Source organism: Luteibacter sp. CQ10 (genome assembly GCF_040900725.1).
In the GTDB taxonomy this organism is placed as follows: Bacteria; Pseudomonadota; Gammaproteobacteria; order Xanthomonadales; family Rhodanobacteraceae; genus Luteibacter.
Genome location: NZ_JAEUYM010000002.1, coordinates 559,027 through 579,774 on the forward strand (window position 1 = coordinate 559,027; position 20,748 = coordinate 579,774).

14 protein-coding genes are annotated in these 20,748 nt (G+C 66.4%); 9 read left to right on the forward strand and 5 right to left on the reverse strand.

The features are described 5' to 3' along the window. The first annotated feature begins 43 nt into the window (after window positions 1–43). Together JNG39_RS11355 and JNG39_RS11360 are read left to right on the forward strand one after the other, a co-directional pair. A complete protein-coding gene (locus JNG39_RS11355) occupies window positions 44–1,720 on the forward strand; it encodes an alpha/beta fold hydrolase (protein ID WP_368311488.1) in 1,677 nt (558 codons plus the stop codon). A gap of 36 nt (window positions 1,721–1,756) precedes the next feature. After that, window positions 1,757–3,421: an alpha/beta fold hydrolase gene (locus tag JNG39_RS11360; RefSeq protein WP_368311489.1), complete on the forward strand. Its 1,665-nt coding sequence runs from the start codon at window positions 1,757–1,759 to the stop codon at window positions 3,419–3,421. A gap of 183 nt (window positions 3,422–3,604) precedes the next feature. Here JNG39_RS11360 and glnA read toward each other — a convergent pair whose 3' ends face one another. Beyond that, window positions 3,605–5,017, reverse strand: a complete 1,413-nt coding sequence (gene glnA, locus JNG39_RS11365) for a type I glutamate--ammonia ligase (RefSeq protein ID WP_368311490.1) — start codon at window positions 5,015–5,017, stop codon at window positions 3,605–3,607. Window positions 5,018–5,281: 264 nt separating this feature from the next. Here glnA and acpA point away from each other — a divergent pair, with 264 nt between their 5' ends. After that, the gene (gene acpA / locus JNG39_RS11370; protein ID WP_368311491.1) at window positions 5,282–6,961 is read left to right on the forward strand and encodes an acid phosphatase; all 1,680 of its coding nucleotides are present in this window, start codon (window positions 5,282–5,284) and stop codon (window positions 6,959–6,961) included. 194 nt (window positions 6,962–7,155) lie between these two features. Continuing rightward, entirely contained in the window at window positions 7,156–7,452 is a 297-nt protein-coding gene (locus JNG39_RS11375; protein ID WP_368311492.1) for a hypothetical protein, read from the forward strand. Between the two features lie 36 nt (window positions 7,453–7,488). Here the strand turns inward: JNG39_RS11375 and JNG39_RS11380 are convergent, their stop codons facing one another. The 3 genes from JNG39_RS11380 to JNG39_RS11390 are packed head-to-tail and all read right to left on the reverse strand — an operon-like array spanning window position 7,489 to window position 11,960. Next, window positions 7,489–9,039: a DHA2 family efflux MFS transporter permease subunit gene (locus JNG39_RS11380; protein ID WP_368311493.1), complete on the reverse strand. Its 1,551-nt coding sequence runs from the start codon at window positions 9,037–9,039 to the stop codon at window positions 7,489–7,491. Between the two features lie 3 nt (window positions 9,040–9,042). After that, window positions 9,043–10,446 (reverse strand): efflux RND transporter periplasmic adaptor subunit, encoded by a 1,404-nt coding sequence (locus JNG39_RS11385; RefSeq protein WP_368311494.1) that lies wholly within the window; start codon window positions 10,444–10,446, stop codon window positions 9,043–9,045. After that, entirely contained in the window at window positions 10,443–11,960 is a 1,518-nt protein-coding gene (locus tag JNG39_RS11390; RefSeq protein ID WP_368311495.1) for an efflux transporter outer membrane subunit, read from the reverse strand. The genes JNG39_RS11385 and JNG39_RS11390 overlap by 4 nt, the downstream gene beginning before the upstream one ends. A gap of 117 nt (window positions 11,961–12,077) precedes the next feature. Between JNG39_RS11390 and JNG39_RS11395 the strand changes: the two genes are divergently transcribed. Further along, window positions 12,078–12,872 (forward strand): undecaprenyl-diphosphate phosphatase, encoded by a 795-nt coding sequence (locus tag JNG39_RS11395; RefSeq protein ID WP_368311496.1) that lies wholly within the window; start codon window positions 12,078–12,080, stop codon window positions 12,870–12,872. A 40-nt stretch (window positions 12,873–12,912) separates the two neighbouring features. Here JNG39_RS11395 and JNG39_RS11400 read toward each other — a convergent pair whose 3' ends face one another. Next, window positions 12,913–13,908 (reverse strand): LysR family transcriptional regulator, encoded by a 996-nt coding sequence (locus tag JNG39_RS11400; protein ID WP_368311497.1) that lies wholly within the window; start codon window positions 13,906–13,908, stop codon window positions 12,913–12,915. Window positions 13,909–14,103: 195 nt separating this feature from the next. On the opposite strand from JNG39_RS11400, the gene JNG39_RS11405 reads away from it, so the two are divergent. From JNG39_RS11405 to JNG39_RS11420, 4 genes are read left to right on the forward strand one after another with little or no spacing between them, the layout of a single operon-like run. Next, window positions 14,104–15,306 carry an efflux RND transporter periplasmic adaptor subunit gene (locus JNG39_RS11405; RefSeq protein ID WP_368311498.1) on the forward strand — a complete coding sequence of 401 codons (1,203 nt, stop codon included), beginning with the start codon at window positions 14,104–14,106 and terminating at the stop codon, window positions 15,304–15,306. A 7-nt stretch (window positions 15,307–15,313) separates the two neighbouring features. Continuing rightward, a complete protein-coding gene (locus JNG39_RS11410; RefSeq protein ID WP_368311499.1) occupies window positions 15,314–18,505 on the forward strand; it encodes an efflux RND transporter permease subunit in 3,192 nt (1,063 codons plus the stop codon). A gap of 3 nt (window positions 18,506–18,508) precedes the next feature. Then, entirely contained in the window at window positions 18,509–19,942 is a 1,434-nt protein-coding gene (locus JNG39_RS11415; RefSeq protein ID WP_368311500.1) for an efflux transporter outer membrane subunit, read from the forward strand. Next, complete coding sequence (locus JNG39_RS11420; RefSeq protein WP_368311501.1) at window positions 19,939–20,712, forward strand: SDR family NAD(P)-dependent oxidoreductase; 774 nt, start codon at window positions 19,939–19,941, stop codon at window positions 20,710–20,712. The genes JNG39_RS11415 and JNG39_RS11420 overlap by 4 nt, the downstream gene beginning before the upstream one ends. The last annotated feature ends 36 nt before the right edge of the window (window positions 20,713–20,748 follow it).

Here is a 20,748-nt window from a genome sequence, read left to right on the forward strand (position 1 = left end):
CCCACATAGCATGCCTGCCCTGCTTCACCACATGGGTCCGTGCATGTTCCGTCGCTTCAGGCATACCACCATCGCGGGCACGCTGTGCGCGCTGGCGCTTTCTTCACCGTCCATCGCCTCCCAGGCTCCCGACATCCGCTGGGGACCGTGCGAGGAAAGCCTCGTCGGCACCCCGTCCGGCGTGCTCGGCGACCGCCTCCAGTGCGGCGTCATGAACGCACCACTGGACCATGTCGCACCCGATGGCCGCACCATCGACGTGGAAGTCGTCCGCATACGTGCCGCCCACGCCGCGGAGCGCGAAGGCGTCATCGCCTTCAATCGCGGAGGACCGGGCGCACTTTCGGGAAAACTGCTTCGCTCGCTGGCCGAAAGCTGGTCGACGACGGATGCCGACGACCCGGCCCACGGCGACAAACGACGCCTGGCCGAGCGCTTCGACCTCATCGCCGTCGTGCCGCGTGGCCTGCGCGGTGCCGGCGCGATCCGCTGTGTCACGGGACTGCCGCCCCGCTTCGCGTACCTTCCCACCCACCTGGACGACGCGAACTGGCGCCTCGTCATGGAAGAAGGCCAGGCGATCGCCGACGCCTGTTCCGCGCCTTACCAGGCGCGCTACGTCAATACCGAACAACATGCGCACGACATGGACTGGGTGCGACGGGCGCTCGGCGATGACCGCATCCATATCTATGGCATTTCCTACGGTGGCAGGGTGGCCGCATGGTACGCGTCGATGTATCCCGCGCATGCCGGCCGCCTGCTGCTCGATTCGAGCATGGATTTCACGCACGACTACCGAGCGGCCGTGCGCATGTCCCTGGCGGCGCGGCAGGCGTCCTTCGTGAACGACACCGTCGGTCCGCTACTGGATGATCCCTCGCGTTTCGGCCTGGGCAACGATGCCGATGCGGTCGAATACGCGATCGCCGGTCTTCCGGATACGCTCCGCGAGAAATGGGCGGGTCGATTGACCGATCCCGTTCGTCTGGCGGCGGCCCTTCGCGTCACCAAGTGGTGGCGCGACCATCCGCAGGAGACGGTGTCCGGCATGTCCCGCCTCCTCGAAGCGGCGACGTTCAGCCCGGACCCGTCGCTTCACCGGCGCATCCGCTGGGAGGCCATCCAGGCGGTCGCCGCGCTCTACACCCCGCCGCCGACGCGGCCTGGTTTCGTGCTGGGACCCGAAGGCGATTCGGTGCGGGTGATCACGGCCTGCAACGACGTGCCGTGGCTTCGCGACGAGAGCGACATCCGCTGGACCGCCTTGAGCGATGCCACGCGTTATGTCGCGTTCACCGGCCTGGAGACCCTAGAGGAAGTGACTTGCTCACGCTGGGGAGGCGCCAGCGCACGCCAGCCGGATCTGGCCGTCCTGGAACGCGCCGCGCCTTTCCTGCTCCTGCAATCGGAGAAAGACAGCGTGACGCCCCTGCAGGGCGCATCGTTCATCCTCGACCGCTTCGCGAACGCGCACATGCTGCTGGTGAAAGATTCCGCGCAGCATGCGCTGTTCAATTTCACCACGTCGTCCTGCATCGAGCGGACGGCATCCCATTACCTGCTGACGGGCGAACTGCCCGCCACCTCGTCGCGCGTCCTCGCCTGTGACGATCGTTTCATCCACCCGATCCACGCGTTGCCGGGCCCATCCCGTCCGCCGACGACCGCGCCTGTGCCGGCCGATCGACCGGCCCCAGCCCCGCACGACGAACTCTGATCCACCGACGCCATGCAAGGAGCCACGCCGTTGAACATGCGAAGGATCGCCGGATTCGTCTTCGCGCTCGCCGCCGCTTCCGCCGCCTCCGCAGCGCCCGTACCCGCGCTCGCCTGGGGGCCATGCCCGGCCGGCTGGACGGGAACGCCATCCTCCACGCTCGGCGACCGCCTTCAATGCGCCACGGTGAACGCGCCGTACGATCACGTCCAGCCCGACGGTCGCTCGATGAGCGTCGGCGTGATCCGTATCCGGGCCGCACTGCCCTTCGCCCGCGAGGGCGCCATCTTCTTCCATCCCGGTGGTCCGGGCGCCCATCCGGGCAAACTGCTGCGCAACCTCGCCGAGCGTTGGAGCAGTGCCCGCCTCACCGACCCGGTCGATGGCGACAAGCGTCGCCTGGCGGAACGTTTCGACCTGGTCGCCGTCATTCCGCGTGGGCTCGTCGGCAGCGAGCCGCTCACGTGCGTACCGCCCCTGCCGCACCGGTTCGCCTTCCTTCCCACGCACCTGGACGACGAAAACTGGGCGCGCATGATGGACGAGGCGCGCGCCACGGCCGCGGCCTGCATGGCTCAATCGCGCGAGCCGTTCATCAACACCGAGCAGCACGTGCACGACATGGACTTCGTGCGGGACATGCTGGGCGACGACACGATCCATTTCTACGGCATTTCCTACGGCGGGATGGTCGGAGCGTGGTACGCGTCCATCTATCCGCAACGCATCGGCCGTCTCCTTCTCGACTCGAGCATGGATTTCACCCACGGTTACGCCGGGGCGCTCGCCCTGGCCCGACAGGCGCGACGCAGGGCGTTTCAGGACGACGTCGTGACGCCGCTCTTCAACGATCTCGCTCGCCACGGGCTCGTCGGCGACCGTGACACCATCGCCCGCGAGATCGATGACTTCCCCGACCTCCCGCGCGAACGCTGGGTGCGGAATATCGATACCCCCGCGAAACTCGCTACCGCGCTACGGGTTGCCCAGTGGTGGCGGCAGGAGCCGCGGCCGTCCCATGAACTCATGCGCCGGCTCGTCCAACGAGCGCGCTTCAGCAACGACCCGCTCATCGACAGCCGCATGCGCTGGGACGCGAGCCTGTTGTCCGAGGTGCTTTACGTGAAGCCGCCCGTCGGCGCCTTCCCGCGCGAGGGATCGTCGGGCGACTCGGTTCGCACCATCACGTCCTGCAACGATCAACGCTGGGATCGCAGCGAACGGGACATACGCGAAGCCGCGAAACGCATCGCGGCGACCGATCTCCATGCCAATGGATCGGATATCTTCGAGGAAGCCATCTGCTCCCAGTGGGGCGGGCCTACCTCGCGCGTGCCGGACCTCTCGCCGCTGAAGCGCGCCGAGCCCTTCCTGCTGATCCAGTCCGACAAGGACGTGACCACGCCCCTGCCCGGCGCGACGTCGATCGTTCACGGCTTCCCCAACGCACGCATGCTGCTGGTACGGAGTTCCACGCTGCATGGCGTGTTCAACTTCACCGTCTCGCCCTGCATCGAGCGCGCGGCCGCCCGTTATCTCCTCACCGGTGCGATGCCCACGGCGTCTTCCCGGGTGTTCGCCTGCGACAGCGTCGTCGACAACCCTTTCGATGCATTGCCCGGCACGCCGCGACCCATCGTCGATCCGGTGCCGATAGGCACGCCGCCGAAGCCGACGTCGCCACCTCACGACGAACTCTAGTTATCCATCCGGCAGGAAACGCACGAGGTCATCCATGTCGACGTGAGCCGGTTCTCGCGGCACAGCCGCTGGCGAATGAACTGAATCCTCCCACCCTTCCGTAGGGAACTCACCCCTGGCAGGAAACCACGCAAAAACAAAAGGGGCGCCGGAGCGCCCCTTCGTTCTCATTCGAGCAAGCGATCAGATCGCGTAGTACATCTGGAACTCGAGCGGGTGGGTGCTCGCGCGGTAACGCGTGACTTCCTGCATCTTCAGCGCGATGTAGCCGTCGATGAAGTCGTCGGTGAACACGCCGCCCGCCTTGAGGAATTCGCGATCCTTGTCGAGCGCGCTCAGTGCCTCGTCGAGGCTGGCGCAGACCTGCGGGATGTTCTTCTCTTCTTCCGGCGGCAGGTCGTAGAGATCCTTGTCGGCCGGCGCACCCGGGTCGATCTTGTTCAGGATGCCGTCGAGACCGGCCATCATGAGCACCGTGAAGGTGAGATAGCCCGACTGCATCGGGTCCGGGAAACGGATTTCGATGCGACGGCCCTTCGGGCTGGACACGTACGGGATGCGGCACGACGCCGAACGGTTGCGCGCCGAGTAGGCGAGCATCACCGGCGCTTCGAAGCCCGGCACGAGGCGCTTGTAGCTGTTGGTGGTGGAGTTGGCGAAGGCGTTGATGGCCTTGGCATGCTTGAAGATGCCGCCGATGTACCACAGCGCCGTCTGCGACAGGCCGCCGTAGAGGTCGCCCGCGAAGAGGTTTTCGCCGTTCTTCGACAGCGACTGGTGCACGTGCATGCCCGAGCCGTTGTCGCCGACGATCGGCTTGGGCATGAAGGTGACGGTCTTGCCCTGCTGGTGGGCCACGTTCTTGATGACGTACTTCATCGTCATCAGTTCGTCGGCCTTCCTCACCAGCGTGTTGAAACGGGTGCCGATCTCGCACTGGCCGGCGTTGGCCACTTCGTGGTGGTGCACTTCCACCACCTGGCCCAGCGATTCGAGCACCTTGCACATGTCGGCGCGCAGGTCGCCCAGGCTGTCCACCGGGCTCACCGGGAAGTAACCGCCCTTCACGCCCGGGCGATGGCCGGTGTTGGTGCCGTCGTACTTGTAGCGCGACGACCAGGCGGCCTCTTCGGAGTTGATCTCGTAGAACACGCGGCCCATGTCGTTCTGCCAGCGGATCGAGTCGAAGATGAAGAACTCGGGCTCCGGACCGAAGAACGCCGTGTCGGCGATGCCGGTGGACTTCAGGAACGCCTCGGCGCGCTTGGCGATCGAGCGCGGGTCGCGGCCGTAGGCCTGCATGGTGCTCGGCTCGAGCACGTCGCAATGCAGGATCAGCTGCTTGTGGGCGCTGAACGGATCCAGGTGCGCGGTTTCCGGATCGGGCAGGAGCACCATGTCCGATTCGTTGATGCCCTTCCAGCCGGGGATCGACGAGCCGTCGAACATCTTGCCGTCTTCGAAGGTGCCCTCATCGATGGCGTGGGCCGGGAAGGTCACGTGGTGGTGCTTGCCGAGCATGTCGGCGAAGCGCAGGTCGACGAACTCGATGTTCTCTTCCTGGATGAGGTTCAGCACTTTGGAAGCGGCGGACATACGGACCTCGAATTGGGTAGGGGGCGGAATGCGTTTAGCAATCGCTGTGCCAGCGGCTCCGCCATCGACGGGGCGCCCTGGGCCGAGCCCAGGCATCATAGACCGGCCCCGAACGGATTGCCGAATTGCACCATATCGGTGCAATTCGGCAGCGTATGCACCAATCGGAAAGGGTTGACGCCATCAGCCCGACATGGTTTTTGTCTACGGTCCGTAAATCATCCGGCGGCCGGCGGCCGCTACCTCTTCCCCAAGTTTCGACCGATGACGAAAAAACACGAAGACGACACGCCCGACGCCGGGCGCCGCCGCCTGCTGGGCGGCATGGCCTCCACCGGCGCCCTGCTCGCGCTGGGTGGCGTGAACGAGGTGGCCGGTGCCGCGGGCAAGGCCGCATCGACCGCCCCGGCCGGAGCCGAGCTCGACGCCCTGCTCGAAAAGCATATCGACCACGTGGTGGTGATCTACGCCGAGAATCGCAGCTTCAACAATCTGTTCGGCGACTTCCCCGGCGTGAAGGAACCGCTGTCGTCGCTGCCGCCGGAACGCACGCGGCAGATCGACCGCGACGGCAAGCCCTTCGATACGTTGCCTCCCATCTGGGGCGGCATGGTGCCGCATGAGCAGAGCGTGGCCCACCGCACGTACAAGGTGGCCGAGAAGGACCTGACGGGCCTGCCCAACGCGCCGTGGGCGCTGCGCATGCCCGACGGCACGCCTCTGCCGCACGGCGTGATCACGCGCGACCTCGTGCACGCCTTCTACAACAACCAGGCGCAGATCAACGGCGGCAAGAACGACGGCTTCGTTGCCTGGGGCGACAGCGGCGCGCTGGTGATGGGCCATTACGCCGAGACGCCGGTGCACCTGCGCCTGTGGCGCCTGGCCGAGCAGTTCACGCTGTGCGACCGCTTTTTCATGGGCGCCTTCGGCGGCTCGTTCCTCAACCACCAGTACCTCGTGGCCGCACAGCCGCCGATCTATCCGGACGCGGACAAGAGCCCTGCGCAGTTCAGCATCGCCGTCACCCAGAGCGGCAAGGCAGACGATCCCCGCCTGAAGCTGTCCGACGAGTCCCCGGCCAGCGCGATGCAGGGCAAGCCGAAGTTCGCCCACCATGCCACGCTCACGCCGGACTTCTTCGCGGTGGGTACGATGGGCCCGCCGTATTCGCCGGGCTTCAACGTCGACCGCAAGCATCCCCTGCTGGCCGACATGAGCAGCCCGAACAACCTCGTGCCGCAGAAGCACAAGCACATCGGCGACATGCTCTCGGCGAAGAACGTGGACTGGGCCTGGTACGCCGGCGGCTTCCAGGCCGCGCTCGACGGGCATGGCGACAGCGACGACGGCAGCTTTCCGTCCACGCCGAACTTCCAGGCGCATCACCAGCCGCTGAATTATTTCGAGGGGCTCGCGCCCGGCACCGAAGCGCGCAAGCGCCATCTGCGCGACGGCGGTCTCGGCGAGACGGCAAAGACGAACCATTTCCTCGCCGACGTGGCGGCGGGCAAGCTGCCCACGGTCACGTTCTACAAGCCGCAGGGCGACCTCAACATGCACGCCGGCTATTCCGACGTGGAAGCGGGCGACCGCCACATCGGTGCCATCGTGCACGAACTGCGCAAGAGCCCGCAGTGGAAGAACATGCTGGTGATCGTCACCTTCGACGAGAACGGCGGCTGGTGGGATCACGTGGCGCCGCCCAAGGGCGATCGCTGGGGGCCGGGCACGCGCATTCCGGCGCTGGTGGTATCGCCGTTCGCGAAGAAGGGGCACGTGGAGCACACGGTGTACGACACCGGTTCGATCGCGCGTTTCCTCACGCGGCGGTTCAAGCTGGAAAAGCTGCCCGGTTTGAAGATGCGCGAGGACGCGATGGTCGCGGCGGGTGGGCCTGCACCGGGCGATTTGACCGAGACGCTGGACTTCTCCGAGGCGTGACGTTTTCCGCGGGAGCCGATGAAGCCGGCTCCCGCGGCACGTCCGTACCGGCATCTTCCATGCGGAAATGGCATGGAACGCCCTTGGGGTCTGAATAAGCCACGAGATCGGATTTCAGCCTACTTCGTTGATCCTATGGATGCTTTGTGTCGAGAAGCGTATTCCGGTGACTCACACAAAGGAGTGTCGATCTCATGGCTACCGCATACGAAGACGTCCTCAAGCTGGCAAGCGAACTGGAAGTTCGGGATATCAAGAAGCTGCAAGCCGCCTTGCCGGACATACTTGCACGAAAGGAAACCGTATCCGACTCGGAGCGAGCCTATGCGAAACCGAGTTATGGGCAAGAGCGCTATGTGCCGCCGCAGACTGGGCAAGCACCGGGGGGAAGTGAACGTATCATTGAGAAAATACCAAGCGCCGACCTGCTAAAGGGACTTGATCCTTCGCAACCAATCTCCGACAACATAAAAGAGCTTCCGGAGAGGTAACGCGCGCGATGATCAAGAAGCTGCCTACCGCAGACTTCAGTGCGCAGGTGTGCCGCCCGACGCAAACGGCGGCTTCGCAAACCAGATGGCGATCATCGCCAGTCCGAACATCAGCCCGAAGATCCAGAAGACATCGTTCACCGCCAACGTCGCCGCCTGCATGTCCACGATGCGGTTCAAGGCGGCGTTGGCCACCGGGCCTTGAATACCGCCCGCCTGGAAACGATCGAGGTACTCCATCGTCGTGCGGTCCCCGGATACGACGTGCTCGGTCAGTACCGCATGGTGGAACGTGGTGCGATGCGAGTACATCGTGGTGCTCACCGCCGTGGCGATGCTGCCCGCCAGGGTTCGGAAGAAGTTCGACAGGCCCGAGGCGCTCGCCACCTGCTCGTCGGGAATGCCCGAGAGAATGATCTGGTTCACCGGCACGAAGAACAACGCCACGCCCGCGCCCATCATGAAACGGGGCTCGGCCAGTTCGTGGTAAGGAGCGTTCGTGCTCAGCGTGGACATCCAGAAGGACGCCGCGGCGAAGATCGCGAAGCCCACGGTGTTGAGCACGCGCAGGTCGAAGCGGCTCTGGAACGCGCCGACGAGGGGCGACATGAAGATCGCCAATAGCCCGATGGGCGCGACCACGAAGCCCGCCCAGGTGGCGTTGTAGCCGAGCACCTCCTGCACCCATTGCGGCATCACCACCGTGCCGCCGAAGAAGGCGAACATGCCCAACGACAGGCACAACACGCCGACGAGGAAGTTGCGTTTGCCCAGCAGGCGCAGTTCCACCACCGGGTTCTTGTGCATCAGCTCCCAGGCCACGAGGAAGGTGAGGCACACCAGCGCCACGATCGCCAGCACCGTGATGAGGTTGGAGCTGAACCAGTCGTCGTCGTTGCCGTTGTCGAGCATGAATTGCAGGCAGCCCACGCCGACCGCCAGCAGGAACAGGCCGACCGCGTCGACGGGAATCTTCACCACCTTCGATTCGCGGCCACGCAGCAGCGTGATGGTGATGATGAGCGCGAACAGGCCGACGGGGATGTTGATGAAGAAGATCCACGACCAGTGGTAGTTGTCCGTGATCCAGCCGCCGAGGATGGGGCCGAACACGGGTGCGACCACCACCGTCATCGCCCATAGCGCCAGCGCGATCGGCCGCCGCGCGGGCGGGTAGTTATTGAGCAGCAGCGTCTGCGACAACGGCACCATGGGGCCGGAGACCGCGCCCTGCAGGAGGCGGAACACGATCAGCATCGGCATGCTCTGCGACAGTCCGCACATCGCCGAGAAGATCACGAACAGCAACACCGACACGCTGAAGGTGCGCACCTCACCGAATCGTTTCGCCACCCAACCCGTCAGCGGCTGCATCACGGCGCTCGCCATGGAGTAGGCGCTGATCGCCATGGTGCCTTCGTTGCTGCTGACGCCGAGGTTGCCGGCGATGGTACGCACCGAGACGTTGACGATGGAAATGTCGAGCACTTCCATGAACGTCGCCAACGCCACGCCCGCCGTGAGCAGCGCGAGCTGCCCGCCATGCATCGGGGGCGGCGTAGCGCCCTGGCCTTTCGCGCCGGCCATGCGTCAGCCGCGCTTGGCCGGAACCGGGGTGGGCACGGCGACCGTGTTCTCGCGGATGATCTCCTGCGCGCGCTCGTCGGCTTCGCCCATTTCCTGCTCGTAGACGTTGGTGCTCGCCAGCGGCTTGCTGCGCGGCGTCTCGGCCAGCACCTTGCCGTCGCGATCGTGCGTGTCCACCGTGACGTAGGTGGACAGGCCCACCCGCAGCGGATGCTTGCGCAGGTCTTCCGCGTCGATCGCCACGCGCACGGGCAGTCGCTGCACCACCTTGATCCAGTTGCCGGTGGCGTTTTCGGCCGGGAGCAACGAGAACGCGCTGCCGGTACCGGCGTTCAGGCCCACGACCTTGCCGTGGTATTCGAAGTCGGAATACATGTCCGTGGTGATTTTCACCGGCTGGCCGATGCGGATGTGCTCCAGCTGGGTTTCCTTGAAGTTGGCGTCCACCCAGAGGTCTTGTAGCGGCACCACGGTGAGCAGGTCCTGCCCCGGCTGGATGCGCTGGCCCACCTGCACCTGGCGTCGTGCGGCGTAACCTTCGATGGGCGAGACGATGGCGTTGCGTCCGCTGTTTACCCATGCGTTGCGGAATTGCGAACGGGCCTGGATCACGGCGGGGAAGTTCTCCACCGAGGTACCGTCCACCTGCGCGTGCGCGGCGGCGGCTTCGCGTTCGGCCGCCTGTAAGGCCGCATAGGCCTGCTGCATCTGGCGTTTGCCGGTGTCCACTTCCTCGGCGGAGACCGCGCGGCGCTCGAGCAGCGGGTGTCGACGGTTGTATTCGTCGCGGGCCTGTTCGTACTGCGCGCGACGCTGCGGAATGGCGGCATCGGCCTGGTTGGCTTGCTGCTGGCGCGCCTGCGCCTCGCGCACGGCCTGCGCGAGCTGGCCCTCGGCGTTCATCAGCGCCACCTTCGCGTCGACCGGGTCCAGGCGCACCAGCACCTGTCCCGCGTGCACGCGCTCGGTTTCCTCCACCGCCACTTCGACCACGGTGCCGGCCACGCGCGAGGAGATCGTCACCATGTCGCCCTTGACGTAGGCGTCGTCGGTCTTCTCGCGCTGCGTGAACACGAAGATGTAAAGCAGCAGCCAGGTCAGGCCGGCGAGCAGGAAGACGGCGGCGATGATGGACAGGACGATGATCTTCTTGCGCTTGGCTTTCGGATCGTCCTTGTCCTCTTTCTTGTCGCCGTCCTTCTTGTCGCCATCCTTGTTTTCGCCGTCCTTCCCGTCGTCGCCGTCCTTCCCGTCGTCGCCGTCCTTGTTCTCGTCCTTGTCGTCGTCCTTGTCGTCACGCTCGGGATCGCTCTCGTCGCCGTACTTGTGCAGATACTTGTAGCGGTACTTGTAGGGCAGCGGTGCGTTCGTGCCTTCGTCGCGCGGTTCGTCGTTCTCGGTGGTCATCGCGTGGATTCCTTGCCGGCCGCCGCGGCCGGAAGATCGGGCAGGTCGTCGGCGCGGTAGCCGCCACCCAGTGCATGGATCAGGGAAAGGTTGGCCGACAGCGTCTGGCTGTCGATCTGAAGGCGCGCGTCGCGCTGCTGGTCTACCTGCATGTCGGCACGCAGCCAGTCGCGGTCGTCGATGAGGCCCTTGGAGCGGCGGTCGCCCGCACGGCGCTGCTGTGCACGCGCGGCTTCGAGCTGGCGATCCTGCTGCACGCCGCGCGCATCGAGCATGCGCAGGGTTTCCACGCCTTGGGCGACCTCACCCGCCGCCTGCACCACGGCGCCATCGTATTGGGCCACCGCGGTGTCCAGTTGTGCCTGCGCGCCTTCATACTGCGCGCGCAGACGCCCACCGCTGAAGATCGGCAACTGGATGGACGGACCGATCCCGCCCAGCGTCAGGTCGGTACGCGTGCCCGAGCCCAGGTCCGGATAGGTCCGCAGGTACGCGCCGAGCGCGGTGAGGCTCACGTCGGGGTAGTACGCCTTGCGCGCCTGGTCGATGTTCTTCGCCGAGGCCTCGATCTGCCAGCGCGCCGCCGCGATGTCGGGGCGGCGCGCGATGAGGCCCAGCCGCGCATCGGACGGAAGCTCGGTGTCGGCCGTGGGCAACGACCGTGGGGCGAGCTCGCCGAGCTCGTTCAGCGAGACGCCCGCCAGGGCGGCGAGCTGCACCAGGTCAAGCCGCGCCGCACCCTCGAGTTGGGCGATGGCTCCGCGCTGTTGGGCGAGCTGGGCATCGGCCTGGTCGAGGGCGGTGGGGTCGTCCAGGCCGCCATGCACGCGCAGTTGCACCAGCTCGCGATAATCCTCCGCGCTGCGTACCGCGTGCCGGGCCACGGCGAGGCGGGCCTGCTGGGCCTGCCAGTCGAAATAGGTGTTGCTCACGTTGTATTGAAGCGAGGTCGCCGCCGATGCGCGCTCGGCCTCGGCGGCGCGCGCCTGTCCCACCGCGGCGGCCACGGCGTCCTTCTGCTTGCCCCACAGGTCGAGATCCCACGTCGCCAGCGCGCCGGCGGCACCGCTGTTGCTCCAGCTGCTGCCCGGGCTGAGCTGGAATCCCTGAGCACTACCGGTGGCGCCGGGCGCCTGTCCACGCAGCGTGACGTCGTTGTAGCCGTGGTTGCCGCTCAGCAACCCGCGCACCTGCGGGTTGAGTTCGGCCTTCGCCGAATCCACGGCGCGCAAGGCGGCTCGATAGCGGGCCTCGGCCTGTTCCATGTTCGGCGAGCCGCGCATGGCGAGCGCGATCACGCGGTCGAGCTGGTCGTCGCCGTAGCGGCGCCACCATTCGGTCGGCGGCCAACCGGCCCGGCCCGTGGGAAGACCGGCCAGCGGCACCTCCTCGCGTGGCACGAAGGCGGGCGGCCGTACGGGCGGTGCGCAGGCGGCGAGCGAGAACGCCGCCGCGAGGGCGATCAGGCAAGGGCCGCCGCGCGGGCGACGGATGCGGAACGGAAGCAACGCCATGTCGGTCTGCAAGTTCGTGCGAAGTGGGCGCCGTGCACATTTGCAGGCATCGCGTGGGCACGATGTGACGGCAAGCCGCTAAGCTATGGCGTCGTCCCCAACGAAAAAGCCAGTCACGTGAACGACTTCATCAGCGCCATCCTGCTCGGCATCGTCGAGGGCATCACCGAGTTCCTTCCCATCTCCAGCACCGGCCACCTGTTGATCGCCGAGCGCTGGCTCGGCGCGCGATCGGACCTGTTCAACGTCGCGATCCAGGCGGGTGCGATCCTGGCGGTCACCTTCATCTATTGGCGCACGCTGTGGAGCTTCGTGCTGAACTGGCGCCGCCCGGAAACGCGCGACTACGTCGCCAAGCTGGCCGTGGCCTTCCTCATCACCGCGGTGCTCGGCCTGATCGCGACCAAGCTCGGCTTCAAGCTGCCCGAGACGATCACCCCGATCGCCTGGGCGCTGATCATCGGCGGCGTGTGGATGATGGCGGCCGAAAAGCTCGCCGGGAAGCATCCCGAACGCACCGCCATCACGTGGCGCGTGGCGATCCTCGTCGGCCTCGCGCAGATGGTGGCGGGTATTTTCCCGGGTACCTCGCGGTCGGCGTCGACGATCTTCGTCGCCATGCTCGCCGGCACCAACAACCGCGCGGCGGCGACGGAATTCGCCTTCCTCGTGGGTATTCCCACCATGTACGCGGCCACCGGCTACGAACTGCTGAAGACGTTCAGCCATGGCGGCGCGGCGGGAGAGGACTGGGCCGGACTCGGCGTGGCCTTCGTGGTGTCCACCGTCGTCGCGTTCGCCGCGGTGAAGTGGCTGCTCGGTTACATCCGCTCGCACCGCTTCACGCCCTTCGCGATCTATCGCATCGTGTTGGGTATCGCGTTGCTGCTTTTCCTGCCGGCGGGCGGCTGAGCCTGGCCCTCGCTCCTACGAACGCAGGAGCGACGGCGGATCAGGCGACCTCCGCAATCTCCACGGTTTTCTGCTCAAGGAGCTGCTGCCGGCGCAGGCGCAGCTCGGCTTCCTGCTGCGCCATGATCCGGCACTGCGGATCGCTGGTGCGCTGGAACAGTTCGCTGGTCCACTCGATGAAGGCCTGCACGCGCGCCGAGAGATGCCTCTTCTGCGGGTAGACGATCCACAGGTTCGAACCGGTCGAGATCGTGTCGGGCATGACGATCTCCAACTGGCCCTTCGCCAGCGCGTTGGCGGCGAGGCAATGCGGGGTCTGGATGATGCCCAGGCCGGCCACGGCCGCCTGGATCACCGATTCGCCGTCGTTGATCAGCATGTGCGCGTCGACGTCCACCGCCACGCGGCCGCCCGGCGTGTCGAACTGCCACTGATAGGGCTTGCCGGTGGTGGGATAGACGAAATTGATCGTGCGGTGGGACTTGAGGTCGTCGATGCTGCCCGGTGTGCCGTGGCGCTGGAGATAGGCCGGCGCGGCGCACAGCACGTTGCTGAAATGGCCGATCTTGCGCGCGATGAGGCTCGAATCGGCCAGCTCGCCCATGCGTATGGCGCAGTCGAAACCCTCTTCGTTCAAGTCGAAGGGGTAATCGCACATGGTCAGTTCGAGCCGGATATCGGGGTAGCGCCGTTCGAACTCGACCAGGTTGGGGATGATCGCGGAGCGTCCCACGGCCGATGACGCGGCCACCCGCAACTTGCCCGCGGGCTTGGTCCGGGCGTAGCCCAGCGCTTCGGTGGCCTCAGTGAGATCGGCAAGGATCTCCTTGCAACGCGCATAGAACGCGGAGCCATCGTCGGTCAAACGCAAGGATCGCGTGGAGCGAAAGAACAACCGCGCGCCGAGGCTTTCCTCGAGGCGGGAAATGGCGCGGCTGACACCCGAGGGGGTCATCTCCAGATGCTGCGCCGCAGCGGAAAAGCTCTTGGCTTCGACCACCCGTACGAAAACGCTTATCGCCGAAAAATCTTCCATCGTCGACCTCGGAATCTTCGAATTCGTGACTGACCGTCACAGGCGAGGTGATTGTAGACCCATTTTTCGCTTGACGAGCAAGACCTAGATTTCGCCACCTGAAGTGGTCCGGCTTGACCTCAACCAATGTTGAGGTCACATCCTGCCGCACCGCAACGTCTTATCCGATCCCTTACCGACTCATCCAGGACAGCCATGAAGAAGAAAATCCTGTTCGGTTCTTCCGCCCTCGCGGTCGCCGTCGCCTCGGCCATCTGGCTGAGCGCGGGCGGGCCCACCCGCGCGGCCGAACCCGCCGCCGCACCGCCGGCCCCGGAGGTCACCGTCGCCCAGGTGCTGCTGCGTCCGGTCACCGACAGCGCCTCGTTCACCGGCCGCGTGCAGGCCGTGGACACCATCGACGTGAAGGCCCGGGTGAGCGGCTACATCGATTCGACGCACTTCCACGAAGGCGCCACGGTGAAGAAGGGCGACCTGCTCTTCACCATCGACCCGCGCCCGTACAAGGCCGAGGCCGATCGCCTGGCCGCGAACCTGGTGCAGGCCAGGGCCGAAGCGAAGAACGCGGACGCCAACGCCGCCCGCGGGGCCAAGCTCGTGGCGCAGCACGCCGTGTCCCAGGAGGAAGCCGATCGCCTGGACACCGCCGCCGCCAGCGCACGCGCGCAGGTCGCCTCGGTGCAGGCGGCGCTCGACGCCGCCCGCCTCAATCTCTCGTTCACCGAGGTACGCGCGCCCGTCGACGGCCGCGTGAGCAACCAGCGCATCACCCCGGGCAACCTCGTGACGCCCAGCGATACGCTGACCAGCGTGGTGACGGTCGATCCGATGTACGTGTACTTCGACGTCGACGAACAGACCTTCCTCAAGCTCGACCGCCTGCGCCGCCAGAACGGCCGCGCGCCGGAAGTACAGATGGGTCTGGCCGACGAGAGCGGCTATCCGCACGCCGGCAAGATCGACTTCATCGACAACCAGGTGCGTGCCGGTGCCGGCACGATCCGCCTGCGCGCCGTGTTCCCCAACGCCGATGGCGCCTTCACCGCCGGCCTCTTCGCCCGCGTCGAACTGCGCAGCGGCAACCCCGTGCCGCGCGCGCTGATCGACGACAAGGCGGTGGGCACCGACCTGGGCAACAAGTACGTCTACGTGGTGGGCAAGGACAAGAAGGTGGCTTACCGCCGCGTGTCCACCGGTGCCCTCGTGGACGGCCTGCGCGTGGTCGACGACGGCCTCGGCGCCGACGACGTGGTGGTGGTCAACGGCCTCCAGCACGTGCGTCCGGGCGTCGAGGTGAACCCCAAGCGTGTCGCGATGGCATCGCTCGTGCCCAACGCCGGCCAGAACGTGGCCTCGCGTCCGGCGGGCGTCGACAGCGTGGCGCAGAACCAGGACTGATCCTCCCATGAAAATCGCGCAATTCTTCGTCGAACGCCCGATCCTGGCGGGCGTGCTGTCGGTGCTGTTCCTGATCGCGGGCGGTATCGCCGTGTTCAAGCTGCCGATCAGCGAATACCCGGAAGTGGTGCCCCCCACCGTGGTGGTGAAGGCCACCTATCCCGGCGCCAACCCCAAGGTGATCGCCGAGACCGTCGCCACGCCGCTCGAAGAGCAGATCAACGGCGTGGAAGGCATGCTCTACACCTCCTCGCAGTCGACCAGCGACGGCACGATGACGCTCACCGTCACCTTCGCCCTGGGCACCGACCTGGACAACGCGCAGGTGCAGACGCAGAACCGCGTTGCGCAGGCCCTGCCGCGCCTGCCCGAGGAAGTGCAGCGCCTGGGCGTGACCACCACCAAGAGCTCGCCCGACCTCACGATGGTGGTGCACCTGACCTCGCCGGACAGCCGGTACGACATGCTCTACCTGTCGAACTACGCCCGCACGCGCATCAAGGACCAGCTCGCCCGCCTCGACGGCGTCGGCGACGTGCAGCTGTTCGGCGCGGGCGAGTACAGCATGCGCATCTGGATGAACCCGGAAAAGCTCGCCATCCGCAACCTCACCACGGGCGACGTGGTGAAGGCGATCCGCGAGCAGAACATCGAAGTGGCCGCCGGTGCGCTCAACGCGCCCCCGGGCCGCAACGACAACGCCTTCCAGGTGAACATCAATACGCGCGGCCGCCTCGTCACCGAGGACGACTTCCTCAACATCATCGTGCGCAGCGACCCCACCGGCTCGGTCACGCACCTGCGTGACGTGGCCCGCGTGGAACTGGGTTCGAACAACTACGCGCTGCGCAGCCTGCTCAACAACAAGGAGGCGGTGGCGATTCCCATCTTCCAGCGCCCGGGCTCGAACGCGATCGCGATCTCCGACGAAGTGCGCAAGGAGATGGCGGAACTGAAGAAGGACTTCCCGCAGGGCGTGGACTACTCCATCGTCTACGACCCGACCGTGTTCGTGCGCGGCTCGATCGAGGCCGTGGTGCACACGCTGTTCGAGGCGATCGTGCTCGTCGTGCTGGTGGTGATCCTGTTCCTGCAGACCTGGCGTGCCTCGATCATCCCGCTGGTGGCCGTCCCGGTCTCCCTGATCGGCACGTTCGCCGTGATGTACCTGGTGGGCTTCTCGCTCAACGCGCTGTCGCTGTTCGGCCTGGTGCTGGCCATCGGCATCGTGGTGGACGACGCCATCGTCGTGGTGGAAAACGTCGAGCGACACATCGAGCACGGGCTCGAACCCAAGCTGGCTACGCGCCAGGCCATGAAGGAAGTGACCGGCCCCATCGTCGCCACGGCGCTGGTGCTCTGCGCCGTGTTCGTGCCGGCGGCTTTCATCAGCGGCCTCACCGGCCAGTTCTACCGTCAGTTCGCGCTGACCATCGCCATCTCCACGGTGATCTCGGCGTTCAACTCGCTCACCCTCAGCCCGGCGCTGTCGGCCATCCTGCTCAAGGGTCGCGACGAGCCCAAGGACCGGCTCACGCTGTGGATGGAGCGCTACCTCGGCTGGATCTTCCGCCCGTTCAACCGCACGTTCGAACGCGCGGCCCACGGCTACGTCGGCGGCGTGAAGAAGATCCTGCGTTTCTCGGCCGTCGTGCTGGTGATCTACGCCGGTCTCGTCGCCCTGGGCGTGTTCGGCTTCATGAAGACGCCCACCGGCTTCGTGCCGCCGCAGGACAAGCAGTACCTGGTGGCCTTCGCGCAACTGCCCGACGCGGCGTCGCTCGATCGCACCGAAGCGGTGATCCGCAAGATGGGCGACATCGCCCTGAAGGATCCCGGTGCGGAAAGCGCCGTGCAGTTCCCGGGCCTGTCGATCAACGGTTTCACCAACAGCACCAACTCGGGCATCGTCTTCGTGACGCTGAAGCCGTTCGAGGACCGCCGTGACGCGAACCTCTCGGCCAATGCCATCGTCGCGCGCCTCAACCAGCAGTTCGCCGGCATCCAGGACGCCTACATCGCGATCTTCCCGCCGCCGCCGGTCAACGGCCTCGGCACGATCGGCGGTTTCCGCATGCAGATCGAAGACCGCGGCGACATGGGCTTCGAGGAACTGTACAAGCAGACCCAGGGCATCATCGCCGCCAGCCACAAGACGCCGGAACTGTTCGGCCTGTTCTCCAGCTACCAGGTGAGCGTGCCGCAGTTCGATGCCGACGTGGATCGCGAGAAGGCCAAGAGCGAAGGCATCGACCTGGGCGACGTGTTCCAGACGATGCAGGCCTACCTCGGCTCGCTCTACGTGAACGACTTCAACCGCTTCGGCCGCACCTACCAGGTGAACGTGTCGGCGGAGCCGTCGTTCCGCCACGAGCCGTCCGACATCGCCGACCTGAAGACGCGCAATGCCAACGGCGACCTCGTGCCGCTGGGGTCGTTCGTCACCGTGCGCCAGAGCAACGGCCCGGATCGCGTGCAGCATTACAACGGTTTCCCCACCGCCGAAATCAACGGTGGCGCGGCACCGGGCTACAGCACCGGCCAGGCGCAGGAAGCGATGGAGAAACTGGTCAAGGCCAACCTGCCCAACGGCATGACCTACGAGTGGACGGAGCTGACCTACCAGCAGATCCTCGCCGGCAATACGGCGGTGCTGGTGTTCCCGCTGTCGGTGTTGCTGGTGTTCCTGGTGCTGGCGTCGCTGTACGAGAGCCTGAGCCTGCCGCTGGCCGTGATCCTGATCGTGCCGATGGTGCTGCTCTCGGCCATCGCGGGCGTGATCGTCACCGGCGGCGACAACAACATCTTCACCCAGATCGGCCTGATCGTGCTGGTGGGCCTGGCGTGCAAGAACGCGATCCTGATCGTCGAGTTCGCCCGCGAGGCGGAAATCGAGGGCATGAACCGCGTCGATGCCGTGCTCGAGGCCGCCCGCCTGCGACTGCGTCCGATCCTCATGACCTCGTTCGCCTTCATCATGGGCGTGGTGCCGCTGGTGACCTCGCATGGCGCCGGTGCGGAAATGCGCCATGCCATGGGCGTGGCGGTGTTCGCGGGCATGCTCGGCGTGACCTTCTTCGGCCTCATCTTCACCCCGCTGTTCTACGTGCTGATCCGTGGCATGAACGAGCGTTCGGCCGCCCGCCGCGCCGCTCGCCGCGAACGCCGTCTTCTCGAACACGCGGCACGGGAGTCCTGATCCATGAAAACCCTGTTCCGTAGCACCGCCCTGTTCGCCGCCCTCGTGCTCGCCGGTTGCGCGAGCGTGGGCGCGGACTACCACGCGCCGAAGGAAGCGCCGGTCACGCTGCAAGGCGTCGATCCGGCGCACCAGACCACCGTGGATTTCCAGGCCCAGTGGTGGAAGCAGTTCGGCGACCCGACGCTCGACACGCTGATCCAGCGCGCCGCGGCGAATGCGCCCGACCTGAAGATCGCGGTGGCGCGCCTGAACCAGGCGCGCGCCGCCCTGGGTACGGCGAAGTCGCAGCAGATTCCCGACATCGAAACGGGCATCGATTATTCGCGGGCCCGTGGGCAGCAACCCGGCTTCACCGACCAGCGCACCACGGTCACGACGTACCAGGCCGGCTTCGATGCGTCGTGGGAGCTCGACCTGTTCGGCGGCATCCGTCGCCAGGTGGAAGCCGCGCGCGCCGATGCCGCCGCCGGCGAGGCGTCGTTGCACGACGCGCAGGTCACGTTGTTCGCCGAAGTCGCGCGCAACTACTTCGACCTGCGCGGCACGCAGCTGCGCATCGACGTGGCCAAACGCGACATCGCCAACCAGCAGGATTCGCTGAAGGTGATCTCGGCGCGCGTGGAGGTCGGCACCGGCGCCGAGCAGGACCTGGCCAGCGCCAAGGCCCGCCTAGCCGCCGTCGAAGCGCAGTTGCCCGTGCTCGAAACGCAGTCGCAAGCCGACCAGTTCCGCATCGCGGTGCTGTTGGGCGTGCGCCCGGGCGAACTCGACGTCGACCTGTCGCCCACCACGTTCAAGCCCATCGACGTAAGTATCGCCATCGGCGGTGCGGACGCGGTGCTGGCCCGCCGCCCGGACATCCGCGTGGCCGAGCGTGAGCTGGCCGCCGCCAACGCGCGCATCGGCGTGGCCAAGGCCGACTGGTTCCCGCACATCTCGCTGGGCGGCTTCATCGGTTTCCTCGCCGGGCGCAGCAACGATTTCGGCGGTGCCGATACGCGTGCGTTCTCGATCGCGCCGAGCATCGCGTGGTCGGGCCTCAACGTGCAGCGGGTGAACTCCGGCGTGAAGGGTGCCAAGGCGCGTGCGGAAGAAGCGCGCGCCAACTATGACCGCACCGTGCTGACCGCGCTGGAGGACGTCGACAATTCGCTGGTCGGCTTCAACCAGCAGCGCGTGCGGGTGGAAAAGCTGATCGTGCAGGCAAAGGAGAGCCGTCGCGCGGCGGAACTGGCGAAGCTTCGCTACGACGCCGGCCGCACCGATTACCTCGAGCTGCTCGATGCCGAGCGCACCCAGCTCTCGGCCGAAGACCAGCTCGCCGAAGCCGAAGCCGCGATCAACGTGCGTGCCGTGCAGCTGTACAAGGCGCTCGGTGGCGGCTGGGAAGCCTGTGGCGATACCTCGTGCAGCGAGGTTGCGAAAGCCCCATGAGCCCGGCCAAGGTCCATCGCCTGCCGGTGCGTGAAACCCGTTCCGCCGCCACGGTGGTGGAACCGCCGCTCAACCAGCGCGTGGCGTTGGTGAGCGGCGCCAATCGCGGCATCGGCCTGGAGGTGAGCAAGCAACTCGCCTCCTGCGGCATCACCGTGTTCATGGGCATGCGCGAGCCGGGCAAGAACGAGAAAGCCTTGAAGGCCGTTCGCGCGCTCGGCGGCGATGCCCATGCATTGAAGCTCGACGTGACGAAGTCCGCCGACGTGGAAAGCGCCATCGCGCAGATCGAGGGCCGCACCGGTCGCCTGGACATCCTGGTGAACAACGCGGGCGGTTATTTCGACCACGACGCACGCGCGGCGCGGCCCGACCTCGATCGGATCCGCGACGCGCTCGAGGTGAACCTGCTCGGCGCGTGGCGTCTTACCGGCGCCGCGCTGCCACTCATGCGCCGTCACGGCTATGGACGCGTGGTGAACGTATCCAGCGAATGCGCCACCGTGGCGATGTGCTGCGACACGGCACCCGCCTATCGCGTGTCGAAGGCCGCACTCAACGCGTACACGCAAGTGGTGGCGAAGGAAATGGCCGGCAGCGGCATCCTCATCAACGCGGTGTCGCCCGGCTGGACCGCCACGACGCTAGGCGGCAGCGGCGGACGGCCGGTGGCCGAGGCCGCCGAAGGCATCGTGTGGGCGGCGTTGTTGCAGGAACGCGAGGCGGGGAACGGCGAGTTCTACCGGGATCGCATGAGGATCGGCTGGTGAATGGGCGTAGTAAGCGGTGTCGCTTGCCCGGACACA